General features: G+C 34.4%; 36 protein-coding genes. 8 read left to right on the forward strand and 28 right to left on the reverse strand.

Features of this window, described 5'->3' with window-relative positions; translation table 11 throughout:
* Positions 1-21: 21 nt before the first annotated feature.
* From MP478_RS04440 to MP478_RS04475, 8 genes are all read right to left on the reverse strand, one after another.
* Positions 22-330, reverse strand: coding sequence for a hypothetical protein (locus MP478_RS04440; protein ID WP_257199728.1), 309 nt, complete (start codon positions 328-330; stop codon positions 22-24).
* Entirely contained in the window at positions 327-1307 is a 981-nt protein-coding gene (locus MP478_RS04445; protein ID WP_257199729.1) for a phosphoadenosine phosphosulfate reductase family protein, read from the reverse strand. Before MP478_RS04445 ends, MP478_RS04440 begins: the two co-directional genes overlap by 4 nt.
* Entirely contained in the window at positions 1304-1576 is a 273-nt protein-coding gene (locus MP478_RS04450; RefSeq protein ID WP_257199730.1) for a hypothetical protein, read from the reverse strand. Before MP478_RS04450 ends, MP478_RS04445 begins: the two co-directional genes overlap by 4 nt.
* A 35-nt stretch (positions 1577-1611) precedes the next feature.
* Complete coding sequence (locus tag MP478_RS04455) at positions 1612-2019, reverse strand: hypothetical protein (RefSeq protein WP_257199731.1); 408 nt, start codon at positions 2017-2019, stop codon at positions 1612-1614.
* Positions 2020-2065: 46 nt separating this feature from the next.
* Positions 2066-2365 carry a hypothetical protein gene (locus tag MP478_RS04460; RefSeq protein WP_257199732.1) on the reverse strand — a complete coding sequence of 100 codons (300 nt, stop codon included), beginning with the start codon at positions 2363-2365 and terminating at the stop codon, positions 2066-2068.
* A 1-nt stretch (position 2366) separates the two neighbouring features.
* Positions 2367-2675, reverse strand: a complete 309-nt coding sequence (locus MP478_RS04465; RefSeq protein WP_257199733.1) for a hypothetical protein — start codon at positions 2673-2675, stop codon at positions 2367-2369.
* A gap of 9 nt (positions 2676-2684) precedes the next feature.
* A complete protein-coding gene (locus MP478_RS04470; protein ID WP_257199734.1) occupies positions 2685-3275 on the reverse strand; it encodes a hypothetical protein in 591 nt (196 codons plus the stop codon).
* Between the two features lie 95 nt (positions 3276-3370).
* Positions 3371-4012: a DUF3560 domain-containing protein gene (locus MP478_RS04475; protein ID WP_257199735.1), complete on the reverse strand. Its 642-nt coding sequence runs from the start codon at positions 4010-4012 to the stop codon at positions 3371-3373.
* 359 nt (positions 4013-4371) lie between these two features.
* Between MP478_RS04475 and MP478_RS04480 the strand changes: the two genes are divergently transcribed.
* Positions 4372-4536 carry a hypothetical protein gene (locus MP478_RS04480; protein WP_257199736.1) on the forward strand — a complete coding sequence of 55 codons (165 nt, stop codon included), beginning with the start codon at positions 4372-4374 and terminating at the stop codon, positions 4534-4536.
* Here the strand turns inward: MP478_RS04480 and MP478_RS04485 are convergent.
* The 17 genes from MP478_RS04485 to MP478_RS04565 all read right to left on the reverse strand — a co-directional run bounded on the left by MP478_RS04485 (position 4533) and on the right by MP478_RS04565 (position 13101).
* A complete protein-coding gene (locus MP478_RS04485) occupies positions 4533-5177 on the reverse strand; it encodes a hypothetical protein (protein ID WP_257199737.1) in 645 nt (214 codons plus the stop codon). The genes MP478_RS04480 and MP478_RS04485 overlap by 4 nt on opposite strands.
* Positions 5174-6094 carry a hypothetical protein gene (locus MP478_RS04490; protein ID WP_257199738.1) on the reverse strand — a complete coding sequence of 307 codons (921 nt, stop codon included), beginning with the start codon at positions 6092-6094 and terminating at the stop codon, positions 5174-5176. The genes MP478_RS04485 and MP478_RS04490 overlap by 4 nt, the downstream gene beginning before the upstream one ends.
* Positions 6066-6881 (reverse strand): hypothetical protein, encoded by an 816-nt coding sequence (locus MP478_RS04495; protein WP_257199739.1) that lies wholly within the window; start codon positions 6879-6881, stop codon positions 6066-6068. Before MP478_RS04495 ends, MP478_RS04490 begins: the two co-directional genes overlap by 29 nt.
* Positions 6882-6984: 103 nt before the next feature.
* Positions 6985-7398: a hypothetical protein gene (locus MP478_RS04500; RefSeq protein WP_257199740.1), complete on the reverse strand. Its 414-nt coding sequence runs from the start codon at positions 7396-7398 to the stop codon at positions 6985-6987.
* Positions 7399-7500: 102 nt separating this feature from the next.
* On the reverse strand, positions 7501-7779 hold the full coding sequence (locus MP478_RS04505; RefSeq protein WP_373691668.1) for a DUF3127 domain-containing protein: 279 nt from the start codon (positions 7777-7779) through the stop codon (positions 7501-7503).
* A 3-nt stretch (positions 7780-7782) separates the two neighbouring features.
* Positions 7783-8559, reverse strand: coding sequence for a hypothetical protein (locus MP478_RS04510; RefSeq protein ID WP_257199741.1), 777 nt, complete (start codon positions 8557-8559; stop codon positions 7783-7785).
* A 43-nt stretch (positions 8560-8602) separates the two neighbouring features.
* Positions 8603-9115: a hypothetical protein gene (locus MP478_RS04515; RefSeq protein ID WP_257199742.1), complete on the reverse strand. Its 513-nt coding sequence runs from the start codon at positions 9113-9115 to the stop codon at positions 8603-8605.
* A gap of 2 nt (positions 9116-9117) precedes the next feature.
* Positions 9118-9393: a hypothetical protein gene (locus MP478_RS04520; protein ID WP_257199743.1), complete on the reverse strand. Its 276-nt coding sequence runs from the start codon at positions 9391-9393 to the stop codon at positions 9118-9120.
* Positions 9394-9411: 18 nt separating this feature from the next.
* Positions 9412-9810: a YopX family protein gene (locus MP478_RS04525; protein ID WP_257199744.1), complete on the reverse strand. Its 399-nt coding sequence runs from the start codon at positions 9808-9810 to the stop codon at positions 9412-9414.
* A gap of 2 nt (positions 9811-9812) precedes the next feature.
* Complete coding sequence (locus MP478_RS04530) at positions 9813-10418, reverse strand: hypothetical protein (RefSeq protein WP_257199745.1); 606 nt, start codon at positions 10416-10418, stop codon at positions 9813-9815.
* A gap of 112 nt (positions 10419-10530) precedes the next feature.
* On the reverse strand, positions 10531-10905 hold the full coding sequence (locus MP478_RS04535) for a hypothetical protein (RefSeq protein ID WP_257199746.1): 375 nt from the start codon (positions 10903-10905) through the stop codon (positions 10531-10533).
* 11 nt (positions 10906-10916) lie between these two features.
* The gene (locus tag MP478_RS04540) at positions 10917-11288 is read right to left on the reverse strand and encodes a hypothetical protein (protein ID WP_257199747.1); all 372 of its coding nucleotides are present in this window, start codon (positions 11286-11288) and stop codon (positions 10917-10919) included.
* An 11-nt stretch (positions 11289-11299) separates the two neighbouring features.
* Positions 11300-11755 (reverse strand): hypothetical protein, encoded by a 456-nt coding sequence (locus MP478_RS04545; RefSeq protein WP_257199748.1) that lies wholly within the window; start codon positions 11753-11755, stop codon positions 11300-11302.
* Between the two features lie 146 nt (positions 11756-11901).
* Positions 11902-12093, reverse strand: a complete 192-nt coding sequence (locus MP478_RS04550) for a hypothetical protein (protein ID WP_257199749.1) — start codon at positions 12091-12093, stop codon at positions 11902-11904.
* 79 nt (positions 12094-12172) lie between these two features.
* Entirely contained in the window at positions 12173-12574 is a 402-nt protein-coding gene (locus MP478_RS04555; protein WP_257199750.1) for a hypothetical protein, read from the reverse strand.
* A 57-nt stretch (positions 12575-12631) separates the two neighbouring features.
* On the reverse strand, positions 12632-12832 hold the full coding sequence (locus tag MP478_RS04560; RefSeq protein ID WP_257199751.1) for a hypothetical protein: 201 nt from the start codon (positions 12830-12832) through the stop codon (positions 12632-12634).
* A complete protein-coding gene (locus MP478_RS04565; RefSeq protein ID WP_257199752.1) occupies positions 12829-13101 on the reverse strand; it encodes a hypothetical protein in 273 nt (90 codons plus the stop codon). Before MP478_RS04565 ends, MP478_RS04560 begins: the two co-directional genes overlap by 4 nt.
* 180 nt (positions 13102-13281) lie before the next feature.
* Between MP478_RS04565 and MP478_RS04570 the strand changes: the two genes are divergently transcribed.
* Positions 13282-13692, forward strand: a complete 411-nt coding sequence (locus tag MP478_RS04570; RefSeq protein ID WP_257199753.1) for a hypothetical protein — start codon at positions 13282-13284, stop codon at positions 13690-13692.
* A 696-nt stretch (positions 13693-14388) separates the two neighbouring features.
* On the opposite strand, the gene MP478_RS04575 is transcribed toward MP478_RS04570, so the two are convergent.
* Positions 14389-14673 (reverse strand): hypothetical protein, encoded by a 285-nt coding sequence (locus tag MP478_RS04575; protein ID WP_257199754.1) that lies wholly within the window; start codon positions 14671-14673, stop codon positions 14389-14391.
* 224 nt (positions 14674-14897) lie between these two features.
* Between MP478_RS04575 and MP478_RS04580 the strand changes: the two genes are divergently transcribed.
* From MP478_RS04580 to MP478_RS04595, 4 genes are all read left to right on the forward strand, one after another.
* Positions 14898-15440, forward strand: coding sequence for a DUF4468 domain-containing protein (locus MP478_RS04580; protein ID WP_257199755.1), 543 nt, complete (start codon positions 14898-14900; stop codon positions 15438-15440).
* A 1-nt stretch (position 15441) separates the two neighbouring features.
* The gene (locus tag MP478_RS04585) at positions 15442-15984 is read left to right on the forward strand and encodes a hypothetical protein (RefSeq protein WP_257199756.1); all 543 of its coding nucleotides are present in this window, start codon (positions 15442-15444) and stop codon (positions 15982-15984) included.
* Between the two features lie 195 nt (positions 15985-16179).
* The gene (locus tag MP478_RS04590) at positions 16180-16905 is read left to right on the forward strand and encodes a class I SAM-dependent methyltransferase (protein WP_230034249.1); all 726 of its coding nucleotides are present in this window, start codon (positions 16180-16182) and stop codon (positions 16903-16905) included.
* On the forward strand, positions 16905-17621 hold the full coding sequence (locus tag MP478_RS04595; protein ID WP_230034247.1) for a ZIP family metal transporter: 717 nt from the start codon (positions 16905-16907) through the stop codon (positions 17619-17621). Before MP478_RS04590 ends, MP478_RS04595 begins: the two co-directional genes overlap by 1 nt.
* A 65-nt stretch (positions 17622-17686) precedes the next feature.
* Here the strand turns inward: MP478_RS04595 and MP478_RS04600 are convergent, their stop codons facing one another.
* Positions 17687-19066 (reverse strand): OmpP1/FadL family transporter, encoded by a 1380-nt coding sequence (locus MP478_RS04600; RefSeq protein ID WP_257190509.1) that lies wholly within the window; start codon positions 19064-19066, stop codon positions 17687-17689.
* 56 nt (positions 19067-19122) lie between these two features.
* Positions 19123-20154, reverse strand: a complete 1032-nt coding sequence (locus MP478_RS04605; protein ID WP_257199757.1) for a prolyl-tRNA synthetase — start codon at positions 20152-20154, stop codon at positions 19123-19125.
* 144 nt (positions 20155-20298) lie between these two features.
* Between MP478_RS04605 and proS the strand changes: the two genes are divergently transcribed.
* Positions 20299-21774 carry a proline--tRNA ligase gene (proS, locus tag MP478_RS04610; RefSeq protein ID WP_257199758.1) on the forward strand — a complete coding sequence of 492 codons (1476 nt, stop codon included), beginning with the start codon at positions 20299-20301 and terminating at the stop codon, positions 21772-21774.
* A 119-nt stretch (positions 21775-21893) separates the two neighbouring features.
* Entirely contained in the window at positions 21894-23225 is a 1332-nt protein-coding gene (locus tag MP478_RS04615; protein WP_257199759.1) for an OmpA family protein, read from the forward strand.
* Positions 23226-23321: the final 96 nt, after the last annotated feature.

Raw genomic sequence — 23321 nt, forward strand, 5'->3', positions numbered from 1 at the left:
CGTTATTTCACTGTATTGTTTTCACGGTGCTAAATGATCACATGCGCTACAAAAATGATGTCCTATTTCGTTTCCCTCTTCTGAATAATGCCCCTCCAAAAAACTATCAAACAATGTTTTACAATTATCGCACTGTTCTATATTATCAGGAAGCAATGGAAAATGTTCCTGTAAATACCATACAATTGAAAAGGCTTGATCTGTAGTCAAATCAGGAGGGGTTTTAAGTTCAATTGATTGCGGCATTTTTCCTTGCAAAAAATTATAAAACTCTTCTACCCACTCTATGTCCGACAACTCTCTTTTGTCGTTGTTTTTTTGAAGTTTCATTCGCAAATATTATAAACTGATTTACATCTAAACTGTGGTTCATCCTTGAATAAATCTCCAGTCGCTTTTCTATCCTTTATATATCTTATTACATCTTCAAACGTTGCATAAGTCTTTCCTTCTTTTGTTTTTTTAGAATGGTATCTCTTAGGAATCTTACCCGGCGGAAAAAATGATGAATCAGCTTGTTTTTCAGCGTATTTAACTCTTTCAACTGTTGACGGTGAATTATCGACCATGATTTGAATTTCGTCTACTTTTTCCATTACACATGGATCACAGCCAATACGAGAATACCCACGATAATATCTAGGATTTATGTCGTAACCCCTGCTAAGAGAATAATAGATAACATCATCTGCCGTTGCATAAAAGTGAGGCCTTATAACTGAATCATCGTATTTTTTACACCATTCAAAAACATCCTTTTTTCTATAAGTAAAAAATTTAGCATCTTCTTTTCCTGTCAGTAGTCTTTTTGAAGCTTGTTCATATTTTTTTCTTTGTGACAATGTTGGACTTTCTAGCAATGCGTAGTCACTTACTATCATTGAGTTAGTCAAATATGGTTCGAAGTAATGTTTAAAATATCTACAATTAGGCTGCATTTTCGAACGTCTTATGGATTCATCAGCTCTAACACCATCAATTATAATTACATGATCTTCTACTGATAGGACATAATCAATCATCGGTTTAATTTTTAATTCTTCAGTGCAGAACCGGGCTTTAGTTGATGGAAATCGACCTTTCTTAATCGCCAAGTCAAGCATTCCATCATATTTGTTTGATGAAAGTATTTTAAAATTAACACCTGATTTTTCAACCAAATAATTAATATGTACGTAGGTCTCATCAGCCTCCCATTTAACATCACAAAAACAGGCTGTCAAACTTTGTAATCCGAATTTTTCAATTGCCCAGAGCAAAGAACTTTGCGAATCTTTCCCTCCAGATGTTGGAACTATAACTCTCATTGTATTATATTTTCGGGGTTAAGTATTGTAACTCTTAAAGCTTTAACGCTTTCCGCTATTCTCCTCTGTTGCTCCTGCTGGACTAAGTCGCAGGCTTCGAAAATTAATTTAGTTACTGATTGTAAACTGATATTACTATATCTAAATGCTATTAATACATCTTCCCAGTCTTCAAACTGATCTAATGGAGTTTGCCCTTGCCGTATTGTTTCAGGACATATATTTTGAGATAATTGATTAAAAATATTTTGTTTCTCTGTGTGGCTCATAATATTGTTTTTAAAAGGGGCCGTAGCCCCCGGGATTATTGACAATTACAAACTGTTACTCTAACAGCCGTCCAAACGGGGTCAATAGTAACTAGTACAGTGTTTCCACCTGGTTGCGTTATGTAATGTGTCCATGATACTCTAAATAATTGACCTCCAGATATTACACAAGAATACCCTGTACCTGATGAATAATCCGTATGACATACTACAGAAGGAGCCAAAGGATCAGGTGTCGGTTTTGATAACGCATCAGGATTAACAATTGCGAACTTCACAAGATTGATTGCTTTCTCTTCTTCTGTTAATTCTCGTTCGAAATTTGATGGTTTTGCAGCCATTTCCTCTGTTTTTGACGCAGTTGGAATCACTTCGTTACTTTCATTTTGACATGCACTTAGTGCGATCAGTGCAAACGCACCAATTAAAAATAGTTTTTTCATAAAAAAAGTTTTTGATTATTGCCGGATAGTACGGTCCGGTTTCCGTTTATTTTAGCTCTGTGGCTTCTTTGATTAGTTTTTCTGTTTTTTCAAACGTTGAAAATGGAATATTACCACTATACATTTGATAGGCTCTCTCTATTTCTTTTAATAATTCTAACATTTCTTTAGACTTTCCCATTACCACAGCATTTGCCTTCGACTCTTCTGTAGTCATAAAACTAGAATTAACAGTTGCTATAGTTTTAATTCCAATACTTTGTGGCTCACTGCTACCTATACTATCTATAGTGAAATACTTTTCGCCATTAATTCTCCATTTCCCTTTTGTTCCTTTGAATTCCATATTATTGTTGTTTTAGTTTAGTTAGTAATGTGTTTAACCGAGATAAAACATTGTTTGCCGTTCCTCTCTCTGGTTTATTCAAGTATTCTAATTGAAGTTTACATTCTTCCAGCATCTCCCTCATTTCATCCTCGTGGTCTGGGACTTCCTCTAGCCAGTATTCAGGATAATATGAGGGGCTTACGTAGTTGAATTTACCTTCATAAAACCAATCAGCTATTTTTAATCCAGATTCTGTATAGGTATAGTAAAATCCACCTTTCTCCGGCAGCCGATCACTTACGGCTATCTTTATGTATTTAGTCTTCATATTATAGTTTCAAATAAAGTTTACATCTGCCTCAACATTTTCATAAATGAAACTCCAGAAAACACCTTTATCCGATAAGGATTGATAGAAATCCTGAAAGTATTTATTTGTTTTTAATGTGCCGCCGCCAGTAACATAATTATCATATGATTGGTTACGGTTAGCTTTCATTAATTCATTTTTATGTCTATCAAATAAAGATTTTGATATACTTTTTAACTGTAGTTTTCTTTGCTCTGAAACACCTTTCCAACGACACCATTTTTCAAACTCACCCTCATTAAATACAACATCTTTTAGAACTTCAATCATTCTACTATCTGGTTTTGATTCATTGCCCCACTCTTCATGATTTACCTGAGTTCCATTATTAATACCGTTTTCTATTTCTACGAATAAATTTTCTTCTATATTAAAATCAATATCAAAGTAGTATGTATATTGTAACTCATTATGTTTTTCAACATCCACAGATATATGTTCTATATCTAGCTCTTTTTCAATTGTTCTTAATTCTTTATGGTCTTTATCATCGTGATGATTCCAGTAAATAAGCCTTTCAATTAAAGGGTTTACATCTATTTCATTTTTATTTTTCATAATATTTTGATTTATTTTTTTTTCTTTGAAAAACTGAGCGAGCTAACCCGCCCAGTTAAAAAACTAATAACCATGAGGCCGTTTAAGGCCAGCATTTACCCCCAAAGCCTATTTGCTAGGTATAAATTCTTTTGAGCTTCGTTAACTGCTTTTTTTGCATATGTAAGTGAGAATGAATGTTCTCTTTTGTCTGGGTTTTGCTTATAAAATTCGTGAGACATTTTAGCCTCTTCAAGTTTGTATTCGTAAAACTCTATGCTTTCAGGCATTGATAGATTTATATCATTTGCTCTTTTCTCCCAATATTCTGCTTTGCTTTCATGCGATACCGCCTTATCTGACATGGCAACAGCTTTACCCATTCTGTTCCAATTTCTTTCAATTAAAGCTCTGTGTCTTTTCTCACTATGATGTCCTACTTTAATTGGCTCGGCAAGTCTTAGGAAATCTTTGCCTTCTTGAGCTGCTTCAAAGTACTGACCGCTCTTTTCATCGGCTATATTTGCCCATTGCTGGTATCTTTCTGCTTTCGCTTTTGCACGCTCTTGAATATTGAAACCATCTGCGCGAACAATAGAATAGAAGAAAAACCCATCTTTCTCATATATGAAGTTATAAACTTCACTTTCATTTTCTTTACTGTATTTAGTGGTAACATTGATAATATCACCTTTAGCATGTCTTTCAGAGCATTTTGCAAGAAAAACATTTGGACAAAATTTTGAATATGTGTTCATGAGATTATTTTTTAAGATTAAAAGGCCTTTTAGTGACTTGCCTATGTCGTTTTAACTTCTATTTAAGAACCAAAAGGAAAGTCCTATTCGATTCTACCAACTTCTTTACATCTTCGCAATTGGCTAACATTTCGATAACGTCAAGCCTTGGAACCTCATTTAACTTGATACACATTTTTGCGTAATTCGTCAGAGCCACTGACTGCATGAAGTAAATCTCTTTTTGTTCTTTTTCTGTTTTCATTGTTGTAAAAATTTTAATGTTATACTTGATTTGACTTTTCAAATGTACGTACATTTGTCCGTACAAACAAATTTATATTAAACTTTTTTGTAATTTTGTACGTACATATATTTTTATGAAGGATAAAACAAAGACAGAACGCTTTGAAATGAGGGTTTCACCGATATTTAAACAGCTTATAAAAAAGTTAGCTGAAAAGAATCAGATGTCTCCACCTCTATATTTAGAGAGCCTGGTAAGAAAAGAAGCTGAAAAACAAGATGTTAAAATAGAGGACTAAACTTTTCTGAGTAATGACTCTTGGAACTTAACAACTCTTTTTTGCTGTTCTTCGGTACCGGTTATGAAGTTGAAAATAAAGTCTTCGATGCCAATTTCTTTTTTATCAAAGTTTTCATTGCCGGTGAAGTGCTTGTTCAACTCTTTGAAAGCTGTGATGAGGTCAAACACTCCGGTTCTTTTATGAATTAAACCTAAGTTTGATAGCATTTTAGTGCCAGTATCTACAATAGTAGTTCCTATCGCACAGAATGAAAGCCACATTTCGACCGCTTCACGATCCTTTTCGTTGAAATTTTCCGGGCCGGCTAAAGGCTTTATATAACTTTTCTTTTCTACCCTATTTACATTAAGGAATTGAGCCGAAACCGGCATGTTTGCAAGTGGTTTTTTTAATAATTTTGAATGGTTCATTTTTCGTAAAAAGTGTTCTTCGTTAAAGTTTTTAATTCTGTTCTTAAATTCCTGGTTAAACTGCAGTAGATTATCATACTTCTTTAGGTGATAAATTACAGTTGAATGATCTTTATCTATCAGAAATGCTATTTGTTGAAGCTTTATTCCTGATTGTCTCAGATTGTAAATGAATATCGTTAAATCATCAAGCAGATCCGATGGAGTTCTTTTATTTTTCGTCTTCATTTCCTAAGTGATTCTCCTTTTAATTCGATTATATTGTACATTTCAAACAATCGGTCATAATTACGTTCACCGTATCTTTTGGCAAATGCTTCAAGTGTAGAGTCTATTGTATCTCCTTCGTAATTAAGGCTGATTATTGTTTTTGATCGGTTGGAATATCGTTTTTCAAATATTTGCTTGAACAACTCCACCTTTCCAAAATTACTCGCCACCTTCTCAGTCATGACATCATCATAATATCGAAATCCTTTGGAGTGTTTTTTCCAGAACTGATCCCAGATGTAATCTTCATCAGAATTCTCATTTCTTTTAATGCCTTCGAACTCACTTACAACATCGTTTGTAGTACAAAACGAGAAATAGATTTCATACCACTTTAACAGCTCAAATTCACCGGATTTATTTTTAATGTGGAATTCATTACTTCTGGCATATTTTAAAATACTGTGGAATGTTTCAACAATAGAAGTTTTTCCTATTCCGTAAGAACCAACAATCATAATACCCTTATTTAAATCAGGTTGACTCTTGAATTCTCCTTTATCGTTTTTACATAAAAGCGGTGACTTATAAAAGCTTTTATTTCCGATTAAATATGCAACTAAGGTTCTTGCCAACTTTCGACTTTCGAAGTTATTTAGCGACTCGTCAAATTCCTTAACAGCTATGAACTTGTAGTTATCTTTGAAAACTTGATACATGTGTTCAGGATCAATTGGCTTCAAATCAGGTTTTACAAATTGTTCTTTTGGCTTGTTTTCATTTACAAACTCTGTGAATATTCGACCATACTCTTTGAATTCCTCAAGGTATTTTTTTGCAATCGGGTGATCTGGATTAATTTTCAACATAGCATCAATCGCAGCACTTTTTCTTGGTGGCATAAACTTACCTTCTTCTTGCTTGTGAACTTCCATTTTGTGAACTTTGGTTAAATGGTTTCAAATACGGTATGACATTTCGAAGCTTACTCTTCCAGCTTTGGATTGGTTGTTTATGTCCATCTTTCCATCCAGCCTCTATCCAGGAGTTATATTTAGCCATCACAGCGAAGGAGTAAGGCGAAAAATCAACTTTTAATTCATTTTGGTATATTTCCTTAGCTACACTCAAGAAAGAGTCTAAATCAGGCGGATTAGCTTTTTCTTTTTTCGCGGAACTTTTTTCTTTTTTTTCAGATCCAGTAGTTACCTGTTCTGATGCTTTGTCTTTTTTATCCTCTGGAAATAAATTTTCCATTATGGTAAAATCAGGAGTGGGTGATTTTTTTCCTCCTTCTCCTTCCTCTTCCTCTTCTGTTTCTGTTTCTACTTCAGGCGGACAAGTCGCGGTCAACTCGCTGTCAAGTTGCTGACGAAACGCGCGCGAGTGGTCTTTTATCACATTATCAGGTACTTGCGGAAAACGTTTCTTCATAGATCGCAATCTCTGGTTGAAATCGATAATATTCAAGTACTCTTTATTTTCAGCTGTATAAAACACGATCATTCCGGCTGAGACTAACTCTTGTAGCCAACGGGAAATGTCGGATTCTCTAATATCTTTTAGCGGAAAACAGTTTCCATTTATCAATTTTGGTTTTGCGAAATATGAACCGTAGTCATCGGCTTTCATGATTAAACGCGTAAAAAGAACTTCTGCCTGAAATGATATTTTATCTACTGAGTCGGAATAGGTCCAATCTCGCAATATTCTATTAGGCATATCTTCATGTTTAATAACTTAATTTTTTACCAGGCACGGTAAGCCTGTATTTTATTCTGAGTATCCGGACTTTTACACATCATCAATTTTGCCGGATTCAGTATTATGCGAAAAGCAGTGTAGTATTCTGCAGCATATTGAGATCTTCTATTCTGTATTGCAAACGGTCGTTTACTTGTATAGGCTTTATCTTTCCTTCATCTTTAAGCTTATTTAAAGCGTATAGCGAAATCTTCAAATGCTTTGCAGAGTTGGAGGCAGTCTTATACTCTGCTTTTTCTGCTCTAATTTTATTTTGTGACAATTCTTGTTTGAATTGGCAATTTCCTTGTTTTACGAATGCCACGGGCTTATTTTGCATTTTAGCATATTTAAGAACTGCAGTTGCTCTTGCTTTTTCTACTTGTCTGGCAACTCTTGAATTTGGGATATTCCCATCCGGACAACAAGCTTCGATTAGTTCTTTTTCAAAAGCTTCAATTATCCTATCTTTTGATTTTTGCGTTGGATTTTTCATTGGTTTTCTTTTTTTCGTTTTCGATTCGGATTAATCTTTTTTCGTTCCATTTGAACATGCCGTTGCTATCACGGCCAATATAGTATCCATCTTTATCTTTCATCAGGTTGTTGAATTTTGAAGTTTCCAGGCAACTATTGAATTGAAATACCTTGTATCTCCTTGAGGAGAAACCCATTCTCTGCCTCTTATGTTTATTCCTACCATTACATTATCACCAACTTTATAAGGATCGAGTATGTCTATTTTATCACCTATAATTTCGATACTTACCGGCTGGGGGTATTGTTCATTTGTTAGTAGTACAAATTCTCTTTTTTGAAATCCAGATCCGAATGTTTGAATTTCTCCTATACTTTTTATTGTTCCATGTAGTTCCATAGTTTAAATTAATTGTAAGTGTTTTGCTAAATATGTGTTAAGTGAGTTTAGATATTCTCTAGCCATGATGGCCATTTGTTTTGCTTGTTCTATCGACTTTTCATCACGATATATTATAAATTCCTTAATCCTTGCCTCCTTTGGAATATCTGTATAGGTCATATTATTGGTAATTTCTTCGTCTAAATCTTCAGGAAGTCCATCTATGTAACCTAATTTCCAACCCATTCTCCTTTTCTCATCTAATATTAAGTCAATAGGAGTATCCACTAATCCATACACTAACTTCACTTTTTTTACTTTAGGTCTTAAATCCATATACCCTTGACCCTGCCAATAGTAATCTTCATTAGGTATATCTTCTTCCAGGATTGGAAACGTTTCATAATCCCATGAACTTTTGAACTCTATTACCTCATCATCTTCTTCAACATCCATTTCTCCCGAAAAGAACTCGTTCTCATATCTGACTTCATTTTTAATAAGAAAAGTTCCATTAACTTCATTGTATTGATTGATATTTTCATCTTCAACAGCAATGCCTTTTGATAGATATTTATTCTGAATCTCTTTTTTTCGGCCGAATACCTCTTGTTTGAATATTGACTTTAAGTATGATTTAGCTCCTTCAGATAAAATTGGTTTCGAACTCTTCTTTTTCAGTAAATCACCTAATGTGATTGTCTGTTTCTCTGTAATGGTTCCGTTTTTTTGTTTTTCAAGTAATCCGGATAAAGTTTCTTTTTGAGATTCAGTCAAAGGTTTAGGTAGTCCTTTCATTAATTTACCAAGAGCATGAGGCCGGAACTTATAATTTGAAAAATCACGCACTCTTAACATTTTCTAATTCTTTTTTACGTTCAGTTACTAATACTTTATACTTCTGCTGTTGCTCTCTTGACATCTTTGTAAACAAAGATTGAAGAGCGGAAACATCTTTACATGAATTAATCTCATTTGTTAGATCAGTATCAATGATTGGTTGCTTCTTTACGATTCTAACACCTCCTACTACATCACCTTTCATTTTTACCGTAGAGTCAATAAATAACTCTATTAATAGTCCCTTCCAGTCTTCAACGAAAGATGATCCAGAGAATCCTTTCAAAACTGCTGCATTAGTTGCATTTAATACTAGAGGCTTGATGTTCTCTTCAAAATATGCTATATTGAAATTACCCTTCTTCCCTGCTACCGTAGCTCCTAACTCCTGTTTAACTTCTCGTATTTTGAAAACAAGCCTTTTACCATCTTCCAGATAATCTTCCAGATCTGCAACCCCAAGGTGATCAGATTTGTAAACCTTTCTGAAATGTGTTTTAGATTGTTTTTCCATGATTAATTAATTGTTTTTGAATAGACCGCATAATGTTTACTGCCGATCTTATTCGATGAGGTTTGATAAATTTTCTGTTTAGCTTTTAGCTCTGAAAAACGGCCAGATATTGTGTGTATTGGAACACGTAATATATTTGCGATTTCCAGTGTCGATTTAATCCCATCCACTTCATTTAAAACATTCTCCCACATTTTGGGAATTTTCTCTTTCACTTCTGTGAATGCCAATTTGGAATTTGAATTATTCCGTCCTCGGCTGTAGTCTATTGGTTCCATATATCATATTTGCTTTAGTTAGTTTAATAATTCGGGGTTTTCATAAATATTTCCGACCACTTCAATAAGAGAAAATATATCATCATAAATATCTCGGTCAATAAGGCTTTGATTCATAATTGCAAATGGAATGAATTCTGTAAATGTTTTTTCTCTATCATCTTGTATTCCAACTACACCAAATGATCCATATTGAAATATTACCTTTCTTAAATTCCTGCTTCCAATATGAAATTTCAAAATGTCACCATTGTAAATTTCAACTCCATGTTTATCCTTTTCACAAATGTATTGCTGTGCCTTAACAATGTTTTCATCTTTACTTAGGTAATCATGCAAATGCTCTGAATTAATACTTTGCCACGGGATAAAAAGAAAATCTTTTACATCCCAAAACCTGAATTTTATTTCTCTCATGATTATTGATTTGATTTAATTAAGCTTGTTTTATTTTTTTTGTGTCCATTCAGCATCATTGATAAAGAGTTGGGCTTAATATTAACATACTCTGCAGCTTCTTTAACACTGCTGAATGTAAATCCCGTATTTTTATCCACTACCTTAACAGACCCCTTGTTCCCATAATTTCCAATTCTAATTGGGGTATCAATAGCTAAGTCGTGATCCCACCCATTTTTTATCCTTCTTCTAACTGTATTATAATATCTTTGGGATAATTTATTTTTAATAACAAAAAGAGTTAAAGAAATGTTTTCACCTTTATAGTTAATAAATACAGTATTTGATCTATTGGAGTTATTTTCTATTTTTGTTATAAATCGACAATTAATTGGATAATATCCTTTTTTATTGTCTATGCGATCTAATTCTAGTTCTTTTGAAAACCCATTACTTAATGCCCAAATTTTGAAATTTGAATATATTTGCCATTCATCACATACCCTAATGCCTTTATCGAAGTAAGTTTTGGAGAAACGACCAGGTTTACATCTATTAACCATTGAGGCCCACCTTTGGTAAAGATCTGTTTTGGTATCGCCATGAAATTCTTTTTTCTTTCTCATTTTTCATTTAATTTTTAACCAAGTAATTTCGTATTCCAGTTATCGTAGTCGTTATACGAAAACTCTGAACCTGAAGAAGAACTACAACTATGGCATCACACAACCCATATTTTTAATCTAAAACAAAGTATTCTCGGTACAGATCAACGAATGTTTCTCCAATGTATCTTGCAAGCTCTCTACTTTTAAAGCAAAGGCGGGAGCCGACAGCCGAACCCGAATTCCAGTCATCGTAGCCGTAAAACGAAAACCCCGAACCCGAAGAAGAACCCATTTTGAACCATGGAAAGTATTTGGTTTGATTTGAATTCTGCCAGTCCGGAACCCATCCCTCATTTAAAGCCTCAGCAATAATTATAAGCTTATAATGAGCAATAATTGCTTTTTTATGGTTTTCAGGTAACATTTCTACCTGTGGTATATTTGGCTCAATCCCCAATATTTGACAAGCGTCTTCAAAGCTTTTTACTTTTTCTGTAATTTTCATGTTAATGTATTTTAAATGGTCATGTATTTTTTATAAATTTCAGTGAATTGTTTTCCGGCATATTCTGCTAATTCTCGTGATTTAAAGCAAAGGCGGGAGCCGACAGCCGAACCCGAATTCCAGTCATCGTAGCCGTAAAACGAAAACCCCGAACCCGAAGAAGAACCCATTTTGAACCATGGAAAGTATTTGGTTTGATTTGAATTCTGCCAGTCCGGAACCCATCCCTCATTTAAAGCCTCAGCAATAATTATAAGCTTATAATGAGCAATAATTGCTTTTTTATGGTTTTCAGGTAACATTTCTACCTGTGGTATATTTGGCTCAATCCCCAATATTTGACAAGCGTCTTCAAAGCTTTTTACTTTTTCTGTAATTTTCATGTTAATGTATTTTAAATGGTCATGTATTTTTTATAAATTTCAGTGAATTGTTTTCCGGCATATTCTGCTAATTCTCGTGATTTAAAGCAAAGGCGGGAGCCGACAGCCGAATCCGTATCCCAGCCATCGTAGTCGTCATACGAAAACCCCGAACCCGAAGAAGAACCCATTTTGAACCATGGAAAGTATTTGGTTTGATTTGAATTCTGCCAGTCCGGAACCCATCCCTCATTTAAAGCTTTTACAATTAGCTTAATTTGGCGATAAGCAATTTCGTCTTGCGTTAACTCATCATTGTTTTCATTAAATTCATCTTCATCAATACCTAAATAATCCAACACATCCGAAAAGGTTTTAATTACTTCTAAAATGTTTTTAGGCTTTGGAGACAGCTTTACTTCTCCTGTTAATTTGTCAAAGCTTTCCACTTGAAAGCCTTCGGGGATTTGAATTTTTAATGTTTCCATTTAATGTTATTTTGATTGTTTATATTCTTTGATAAATTCGTTTAGTGCCGTAGATTCCATTTCTGAAAGCTTGTCATGCCCAAGGCGCTTGTGGTTTACATACCAGATACCACCTTGATTCTCTACTATGATTGTAACTGATACTGTCATGCTGCATATTTTTTAAGGGCCCAGTATTCTGCTATTAAAACTTTACTGAATAAGACAGCCAATGGATTTGAATATTTAATAGCTGTTTTAAGCCTTTCAATTTCAATTGTATCTTTAATCCCTACCGGTTCAGAAGAAATTTGTTTTCTTTCACTGATTGGGAGTTGTAGGTAGTCTGTTAAGTTCATGGTTATTGTTTTTTAAGTAAATATTCTATTGCGTAAACACATTGCTGAAGAAACCAGCATTTAATAAGGAATATAATTCTCATGATGCAAGTTTTAAAAAGTTAGACCTATTCTCTGAGAATCTTATTGATGAGGTTCTGAACAAATTAATATTGTGAATCCCATCCAGTACTCTACTCTTCCAATATTCAGCATGATGCATTTGTCCGCCTTTCATTCCCTTGCGATAAGTCGAAAACCATCTCGCAATTAATCTCTTAATGATCTGATGTCCCGGATTAGTATGCAAAATAATTCCGGACCTCTCTCCTTCCTTATTAATTATGTAATACTTCCCATACTCTACCATGATTTTTTCTCCACCTTCCAAATTCACCCAACCAAAAATCATCTCTCTATAAGTTCTCGCGACATTGCGTCTGTAGAACTCAGACTTTTTAATTTCCTTTCCTAGAATTCTTTTTTTTGTTAAATTTGCCATGTTGTAATTTTTAACGGAGTTACTTCGATTTGACCGAGTCACCTTTGCCGAGGTGGCTCATTTTTGTATTCCATATTTTTGTTTAAAATCTTGAAATGATTTTGACTTGCTTAGAAACGATGCGTATTCTTGTTCCACTTCTTTTTTTGTCTTCTTTCTTTCTTTCAAACCCTGTAACGTTATCTTACATAAACTTTCTCTTTCTTGTATTGGAAGTTTCAATAAGTAGTCTTTAGCGATTTGGTAATCTAAATTCATGATTGAAAAATTAAGCCTAATTCCTTTTTACATTTTAATGCTTCTTTTCGTTTAGCTTCAGCATTAAAAAAAGCTCGCTTCGCTAAACTGATAATCCCTCTTTTATTTTCTTCTGAAATATTACCCGCTCTTCTCTTTACATAATTCAATGTTGATACGCTAACTCCAGTCTCTGCATTGACATCCGCAATGTCTTGCGCGGTTGTGAACTCCTTTAAGTAGTAAGACACCTCAGCGCTAATCGTCTTTCCTGTTTCTAGATTTCCCATATGTTTTTTTATTTATTTAAAAATTAGTTTTATCACTGTTTTTTAACATCCAACAAAAAGTTTAACTTTGCGTTGTTGTTTTGTTGAGACAAATATATAACAAGTTATATCTTTAACCAAACTTTTTATATAATATATTATATATTTTATATAACTAGTTGATTTTCAAACATATTAATTATGGATAAAAGAGATGAATTATTAGCAGAAGTCTTAAATCTAATAGAAAAGAACTCATTAACAGCTTATGAGATCTCTAAGGGTACAGGTATTTCTGATGTAGGTATCCAAAAGATAATAAATGGCGAGTCAAAGCGCCCACTAGAAAGAACTCTTATATCTATAATAAGTTATATAAGTAATCGAAATCAGTTAGTGCATGAGAGGGTAGAAAATAATGAAAGAAATATTAAGGATTTGCCACACGGTGAACAAATGGAGTTATTGAATGCCAAATTAGAGTATTTGATAAAATCAGAAGACCTAAATAGAGTTTTCATTAAAACAGTTATGGCACATATGAATTTAAAGCTGGATATGTTCGAATCGAAAGAGAACGAGCTTGAGCAAATGAAGAAAACAGTTAATTAATAACAGTTTTCATAGACTCAATACTTAATTTGAATTTTGCTAAACTAAAATCATCTGATAAAAATTTTTGTATTGTAAATCTCTCATTTTCTCTCAATAGAGTCTCCAACTTGGAGGCAAGAAACAAATTATTGTAAATATATTCTTCTTTTTCTATAAAATTTCTATTATAGAAGTAATCATTCTTTCGAAGTAAAGTCATGATTTTAGCATAATCACCATCCATACTATCTTTCACTTATAGATTTGTTATCACTAATCTGTCTCATAACATTGTAAGTCTTAATCAATGTTTCTTCACGTAACTTTTGTACTTTAATAAAAAGATTAATTGAATGGATAAATGTTAATATGATCAATACTATTCCTAATAGATAGAAAAAGAACCAAAAATCTTCATTAGGTCTTATATCAAAAAGATAGAATATGTAAAATGAAGCAGAATAAAGTGAAGTGAATATAGGAAAAGCATACGCTAATATGTATGGTTTCATGAATTTCAATACGATTATAACACTTGTTTGGAGGCACATTCCTAAACACCAAATAACCGTTGACATTTGAGATTCTGCTGCAGGGATATAGGTTGTTTTGATTTCAGGATAAAATACTTCTAGTATATTATTCGAGAATGGAATTAATGAGCAATAAAGCACTAGGTAGGTACCTAGTGCAGATATTGTTGAGTATTTTATTTTACTTGCCTCCTTTAGGTGGCTTAACGTCTCCTGGATGAACAATTTCCCCATCTGGTGCTTCTGTTATTGGGTCTTCAGATACGGCTTGTTGTGGAGGTCTTATCGTATCCTGAATAGCGGATACCGTACTAAGATCATCTCTTTGCAGCTCTGAATTGTTTAACTTAATTTTTTGGTTACTCGTTTTTGCCGGCTTTACTACATTCTCATCTCTATCTCCGGAACATGATAAAACAACTATACTTACTACAGCTGTTAAAATAATTAGTTTTAATTTTTTCATTTATTAAAAATTTTTTAATTCAATGTAAAAATAACAATTAAATCAACGACTTAAGCAATTTTATGTCACATTATCATGAAATGCTAATATAAAAATATATTTCTAATTACAATGAATTATTTTTCATAATACATAATCTTTTTAATTGTGCAATACGTATAAATACGGGTTTCCGTAAATTGTATAATTCATAATATTTCTATATTTGTTGAAAACATTTTTCCATGACAAAAGCTTTTACATTAATCGTTATGATGTTTAACTTATTTTTATTCTCGCAAGAATTAAAGTATGAAGAAGTAGTGTCAGTTGATTCTACAATAACAAAACAAGAGCTATATAACAGAGCAAGAAGCTGGATTGGTCTGAATTTCAATAAAAAGACAAGTTCTATTGATATAGATGATAAAAATCAAGGAGAAATAAGTGTAAGTGGTGTTATAGATTATAGAAATAAAAAAAACTATTTTGGTTCTGGTTGTGTAGAAGGTCCAATAAAATTAGCTTTAAGCATTTTTTTAAAAGATGGAAAATATAAATATTCATTTCATTCATTCAACCATAAAGGATCTGGAGGTTATGGATGTAGAAAAACAGATTATGGAGTAATTACAACATCTGAAAAAGCACCTCAACCAAGTTGGGGAGAACCAAACGATAAAGCATGGAAAGATATTAAAAGTTTTATTGTAGAAAATATACAACTTAACATATCCGATCTTAAATCATTCATGAACAAACCACACGAATCAAGTAAAGATTGGTAATATGAGAATATTAATTTTAATACTTTTAGTTTATTCAAATTTAGTTAAAAGTCAAACGTTAGACGAATTCAATAAAATATCTTTAGGAATAGATTCATCATTTACTGACTTTGAATTAAAGATTGGAAAATCAAGTGTAAATAGAGAAACAAACTTTGGTTTAGAAAAGAGAGTTTACGACTATAATACTTTTAATTTGATTGTCTATGAAAAAGATGACTCTGCAGGAATAGATGAAATAGTCTTTTTATCAAAAAAACAGTTTGAAAATAAAGAATCATGGTATAATATATGTAAAGTTTTAAACGTTGACTCTAGTTTTGTTAAAATTGATTCCATGATTAGCAGCCCCGAAGATGGCATATATAAAACCAATTTAAAGTTTGAAACAATTGTTTCCTTATTAAGAAAAGCTAATGATTTATCTGACTACATGTATTATGTAGTATATAAAAAAGGTATTCTTTATTATGAAATGAATATGATAAATACATCTTTACTAATTAGGATTAGCAAAAACTTTGAATCTCCTCTTAAAAAATAAAACCCCAACCGTGGCCCAAGTAAATCATCATTAGACGACTCCTTTCATTTCATTTTTTTATATTTGCTGATAATTGTAGTAAAAAAGTAGTAAAAAACATAGTAAAAATACTGAAATTCAAAGGTATACAAAAACCATAACTTACTGTAATACAATACTATCTATTATGTAGTAAAATTTAGTTATTTTTGCATTATGGAATGGTTTGAATCTTGGTTTGATACCCCTTATTATCATTTGCTTTATAGCAACAGAGACTATACTGAAGCTGAAAACTTCATCACAAAGCTTACTGCGGACCTTCAGCTGCCGCCTAATTCAAAAATTATAGATCTTGCTTGCGGCAAGGGAAGACACTCTGTTTTCCTAAACAAACTGGGATATGATGTTTTAGGACTCGACCTGTCCAGACAGAGTATTGAATCTGATAAGCCATTTGAAAACCAGACACTGGTTTTTGATGTTCACGACATGAGAAATCCTATTGATGCAGATCCTATGGACGCTGTTTTCAATTTATTTACAAGTTTCGGATATTTTGATAATGAAAATGACGACAAAAAAGTTTTTCAGTCTGTATATAATGCTTTAAAACCGGGAGGTTATTTTGTGCTGGATTATCTTAATGAAGAATATGTAAGAAAAAATATAGTTCCTGAAACGTTAATTACACGTGGGGACATTGATTTTAAGATTCTGAAAAAAATTGAAGGAAGACATGTAATTAAAGATATCTGTTTTGAAGCAGACGGCAAACCTTTTCATTTCTTTGAAAAAGTAAAGCTCCACACCTTAGAAGCCATTAATGCCTATGCTTCTGAATGCGGTTTTGAAAGAATAAAAATCTGGGGAGATTATCAGCTGAATGAATTTAACAGAGAGAGTTCCCCACGTTGTATCAATTTATTTAAGAAAAAATAATGACCACAGTACTTTTACTGATTTTAAGTGTAATTGCAGGCGTATTTCTGGGAAAACACTTTGGTAAAAAAGAAAAACTGGCTAAAAATCTTTTGATCTTAAGTGCCGGTTTTTTGATTACAATATGCCTGAATGAAGTCTTTCCACAGGTTTATACTTCCACAGAAAGCAATAACCTGGGAATATTTGTGATTGCAGGAGTTCTTCTGCAGATGGTTCTGGAAGCATTAACCAAAGGTTTTGAGCACGGACACTTTCACCACCACAGCGAACACAATATCCTTCCTGTTGCTTTAATGGTAGGATTATTTATTCATGCTTTTATAGAGGGAATTCCTCTCGCCAATGAAGAACATGAATTGTCCCCTTATCTTCTGGGAATTGTATTTCACAATCTACCGATATCTTTTATTCTGGGAGCATTTTTGTTCAACAGGCATGAAGAGTCTAAAAGTAAATCATCTTATCCTTCTTTACTGATTGTAGCACTTTTTGCACTGGCTTCACCAATGGGAATGCTGTTAGGGAATTATTTCAACCCAAATCTGCAACCTTATTTTCTGGCTATCGTAGGAGGGATTTTCCTTCATATTTCCTCAGTGATCATTTTTGAGAGCAATAAAAACCACAATATAGACTGGGTAAAAATAGGACTGGTAGTCCTGGGTGTTTCACTGGCGCTGTTCATGCATCTTTTCCACCAGCATCCCCATTAAATATACACTTTAAAAATAAAAAAGCTCCGAATATTTTCGGAGCTTTTATGTATATGATCAGAAACTTAGAATTTCCATCCCAAAGTAAGGAAGAAATTATTTCTGGTATTTTTCACACTGGAAACAGCATAAGCATCGCTGCTTACAATATTCGTTGGTGAGTAATATGCAGAATCTACCTGATCTGAAAGCACTCCTCTCAAGAAAGGATTATTGTACTTTGATGTTATATTCTGGTAAGAAGCATCAATATAGAATGATTTGAAATCATATCCTATACCAAATGAAAGAAGATTTCTGTCACTCAACATAAGATTGCTGTATGACTGATTGTCCTGCGCAATACCGGCATCATTATAGCTGCTGATCGCAATAGCATCCATAGGGCTGGAAACATAAGAATAACCTCCTCTCAGTCTAAATTGCTGTACTCTATATTCAGCACCTAATCTAAGCTCTGATAAGTTCTTGTAGTTATCCTTAAAGAAATCATTCAGCTCTCTTTCCGCTGATCCGTATACTTTATAATCAGGTTTTGTAAGTCCTAATGTATAGTCTACGTTCAATGAGAAATTCTTATTAGCTACAAACGCAGCACTTACTGTTGCCTTAAGCGGTGTGGTAAGTTTTCTGTTCTCATACCCCATTCCATCTCCTGTATTGGCATCATTATAATAATTATAATCTCTGTCAATAGTCCAGAAAGTAGGTGTTTCAAGGGCTGCTCCTACTCTGAAATTAGGACTTAGCTTTCCTATCACCCCTAATGAAGCTGAAAATCCTGAGGATCTTTCAAAATAAGGAGTGTTTTGCTTACTGAAATATTCTAGAGACTTATTTTGAATCGATTGAAAAGCTGCTGTATCATACTGATCTATTGATGTACTCAAAAAGTTAAGACCTGCTCCAATATAGAAATTATGATTATAATTTGCCCCTACACCAAAGCTCATTTTTGATAAATTACCATATCGGTTGTAAGCATGTCCTGCAAATGATGAACTTTTATCAGTATCAAAGTCATAAATCATTTTATTATTCCCAGCCGATTCTACGTAATTATCAAGAGACTGATTAGAATAATTAATCCCTATATTGATAAACTTCCATCCTGTTTCAGTCATCAACGGAAATGCAATAACACCTCCCACGTTTCCGAGGTCCGTCTTTGTTTTGTTATAATCTAAGGTAGAACCTGCCCAAGTGCTGCTGTTTTTATTACCGGCCACAGATAACGTTCCTGAAATTTCTCCGGAAATAGCGACTCCCAACCCTGCCGGGTTGGTAAGCAACGAGTTCGCGTCTCCTCCTAATGCTCCATTGGCACCTGCCATCGCATTAAACTTAGCCGATCCCACCATAGGAGAGCTGGAATAAACATCTACAGTATTCCTTATCACGGAAACATCCTGTGCCTGCGCAAAGAAAGCTGCAGAAACACTCATTAATACTAAAGATTTTTTTAACATTATTTATTAATAGTTTATTTTTAATTTGAAAATTATCTGAAGCCTCCGCTGCCTCCGGATCTCATGCCGCCTCCGCCGCCAGATCCACCTCTGAAGCCACCGCCTCCGGAATTGAAGCCTCCACTTGATCTGAAGCCTCCGGAGTCATTAGATCTGAAACCTCCGCTGTTATTATATCTAGGCTGATTGTATTCAGGTCTTGGTTGTGGCGAAGAATTACGGAATCCTCCGGAATTTCCTTGTCGGAATCCCCCATTCGTATTAGAACCTCGGAAGCCTCCGGTATTTCCTTGTCGGAAGCCTCCATTGGTATTAGAGCCTCTGAAACCTCCGGTATTTCCCTGTCTGAAACCACCGTTTGTATTGGAATCTCTGAATCCATTGCTACTTCCGTTTCTGAATCCTCCTGTACTTGGTCTGTACACATTATTTGTTATACCCGGATTACCAACAAATCCTCTGCCGTCAGCACCACTTCTTCTGTATGGTCTGTTGTAGTAACCACCACCCCAGTAGCCTCCTCCATAGCCCCAATATGGGTTACCATAGTATCCGCCCCAGAATGGATCATAATATCCGCCCCAGTAAGGACTTCCCCAGCCTATAGAGCCTCCCCAGCCCCAGCCACGGTTCCAGCCCCAATATGGGCTATAGCCACCGTACCAGCCCCAAGGAGATCCATATCCCCACGAGTTGTCATAATAGTTGGTTTGAGAACCTGCATACATTCCCCAATCGGAATCTGTAGCATTGGTATTCCATTCTGGATTCGTACCGCTCCATTCGTTATATTTATTCTGTTGGTCTCTTGAATTCTCCTGTGCATTTTGGATCACATTAGAATCCTGATAGTAGTCATAATATTCGCCTACTCTGTTTCCGCTACCATTAATGATCACTCCTTCCGGCAGCGTATCCTTGTTGGGGTCATAATAAACCCCGTCTGTCTCGCTATACCCTCCCATCTGAGCACCACAAGACATAAGCAATAATCCGCCTGAAACAGCTAAAATCCCTTTAGATTTAAGCAGGCCAAGCAAATTTTTATGTATATTTCTTTTCATGATAACGTAAAAATTTTTAAATTAAATTATATTTGCAATCTGTACCAAAAATGTACCAAAAGACCGGTAAATAAATCTATCAAAAATAGATTTTTATTTTTAGATAACAATAATGTACAAAAGTTAAAAAAATTTTAAAAAATAATGGCAAAATTAACCTCAAGAAGCGAAGATTACAGCAAATGGTATAATGAGTTGGTTGTAAAAGCTGATTTAGCTGAAAATTCAGGAGTGCGTGGATGTATGGTGATCAAACCATATGGCTATGCAATCTGGGAAAAAATGCGTGATGAAATGGATAAAAGATTCAAAGAAACAGGTCACGTTAATGCATATTTCCCGCTTTTTGTACCCAAAAGCTTGTTTGAGGCAGAGGAAAAGAATGCGGAAGGCTTTGCAAAAGAATGCGCCGTAGTTACCCATTACAGATTAAAAACAGATCCAAATAATCCACACAAACTGATTGTAGATCCTGATGCTAAGCTTGAAGAAGAGCTTATTGTACGTCCTACTTCTGAAGCGATTATCTGGAATACCTATAAAAACTGGATTCAATCTTATAGAGATTTACCAATACTGATCAACCAATGGGCTAATGTTGTACGTTGGGAAATGAGAACCCGTTTATTCCTTAGAACTGCAGAATTTTTATGGCAGGAAGGGCATACTGCTCATGCCACAAAAGATGAAGCTGTAGAAGAAGCCGAAAAAATGAACGATGTGTATGCAGATTTTGCAGAGAAATTCATGGCTATGCCAGTTATCAAAGGCTTAAAAACACCATCTGAAAGATTTGCAGGGGCCGATGAAACCTACTGTATTGAAGCATTAATGCAGGATGGAAAAGCTCTTCAGGCAGGAACTTCTCACTTTCTGGGTCAGAATTTTGCAAAAGCATTTGATGTAAAATTCACCAACAAAGAAGGAAAAATAGAACATGCATGGGCTACTTCATGGGGAACTTCAACCCGTTTAATGGGAGCTTTGATTATGACTCACTCTGACGATTTCGGATTGGTATTGCCTCCAACTTTAGCCCCTATCCAGGTGGTTATTGTACCTATTTTCAAAGGAGAGGAACAGCTGAGCCAGATTAGTGAGGTTGCTTTAGATATCCAGGCTAAACTAAAAGCCAAAGGTATTTCTGTGAAATTTGACAATGACACTCAGAATAAACCGGGATGGAAATTTGCAGAATATGAATTGAAAGGAGTTCCTGTAAGAATAGCAATAGGACCAAAAGATCTTGAAAACAAGTCTGTAGAAATCGCAAGAAGAGACAACCTTACCAAACAGTCACATTCTCTTGAAGGTTTAGATTCTTATATCGAAGAATTATTGAAAACCATTCAAGAAGATCTCTATACGAAAGCTTTAAACTTCAGAAGAGATAATATCAGTACAGTAGATACTTATGAAGAGTTTAAAAAAGTTTTAGAAGAAAAAGGAGGTTTCATTTATGCACATTGGGATGGTACTGCTGAAGAAGAAGAGCAGATCAAGGACGAAACTAAGGCTACTATCAGATGTATTCCTTTGGATAATGATGTGGAAGAAGGTATTTCAATGATCTCAGGAAAACCTTCTAAGAGACGTGTATTATTCGCAAAAGCTTATTAAAAATTTTAATAATTTCAAAAAAAATCATCAGTTTCTAAAGAAATATTCAAAAAAAAGTGACTTTTGGACGGATTTTTGTTTAAATTTATCACAACATTAATCCAAAAAAATTTATTATTATGTCTTTAAACGTCATTGATTTAATTAAAGGACAATTAGGTCCCGCTTTGGTTTCGCAGGCTGCATCGCAGTTTGGAGAAAGTGAATCCGGTATTTCTAAAGCAATTGGTGGTTTATTGCCAGCCGTAGTAGGCGGATTAGCCAATAATGCAGACAATCCTGGTGTATTGGATGCAATAACGAAAGCCTCTTCAAGCGGCATATTAGGGAATTTATTGGGTGGATCATCCAATAATTCTATTATTACCAGCTTATTATCTTCTCTTTTTGGGGATAAGGTGGGTGGACTCGTAAATTCCATTGCCAGTTTTTCAGGAGTCAGCAATAACACTGCAGGTTCTTTATTAAATCTGGTAACAGGAGCTACTGTAGGTACTGTAGGAAAGTATGCAGCAGATAATAACCTTGGAGCTTCAGGGATTTCCAGTTTATTGAATGATCAGAAAGGTATTGTCTCTTCTTTACTGCCAGCAGGCCTTTCTTTAGCTTCTTTTGGTTTAGGAGCCGAAAATTGGTTTGGCCAGGCTAAGGAAACGGTTTCCTCAGTAACTTCTACTGCGAAGGACAACATCGCTGAAGGTGTTGCTACAGCCAGAGAAAATGTCACTGAAGGAGCAAGAGAGGTAAGAGAACAATTTAACAATAACAACAATAACAATGAAGGCGGTGGTTCAATCTGGAAATGGTTGCTTCCGCTTTTATTGCTGATTGCTGCCGGATATTTCTTATGGAGGCAGTGCGAGAAAAAACAGACGACTACAACGACTACCGCTACATCTGACTCAACAGCAGCCGGTACTACTGTAGATACAGCAGCTACAACAGGAACAGCGACGCCTGCTCCAGCTACTGTGAAAACAGATGAAAACATTGACCTGAACGGAGTAATGTTAAAAGGTTACAAAGGAGGTCTTGAAGATCAAATGATTTCATTCCTGAAGTCTGGCGGTTATAAAAACGCAGCTGATGATGCTGCATTGAAAGATAAGTGGTATGACTTTGACCATGTTAATTTTAAAATGGGAAGTTCTACAAGCTTAGAAGCAGGTTCACAAGGACAATTGGATAACCTGGTTGCTATTTTAAAAGCTTTCCCGGATGCTAAAGTTAAAATAGGGGGTTATACTGATAAAATAGGAAACGAAGCTTCTAATGTAAAATTATCTCAGGCAAGAGCTGACTATATCAAAGCTGCTTTGGCAAAAGCAGGCGTTGGAGCGCAGGTACTTGGAGCGGAGGGTTACGGAAGTAAATTCGCTACAGTAGATGCTAAAGCTTCTGATGCTGAAAGAGCTGCTGACAGAAAAATGTCTGTAAGATTTGCAAAATAATCTCTTTAGATCCAATACAAAAAAAATCCCGGAAATTATTTCCGGGATTTTTTTGCCCTTATGATTTCCTCATTTATATTTATTTAATTAAATTTG

The organism is Chryseobacterium sp. WG14 (assembly GCF_024586945.1).
GTDB lineage: Bacteria > Bacteroidota > Bacteroidia > Flavobacteriales > Weeksellaceae > Chryseobacterium.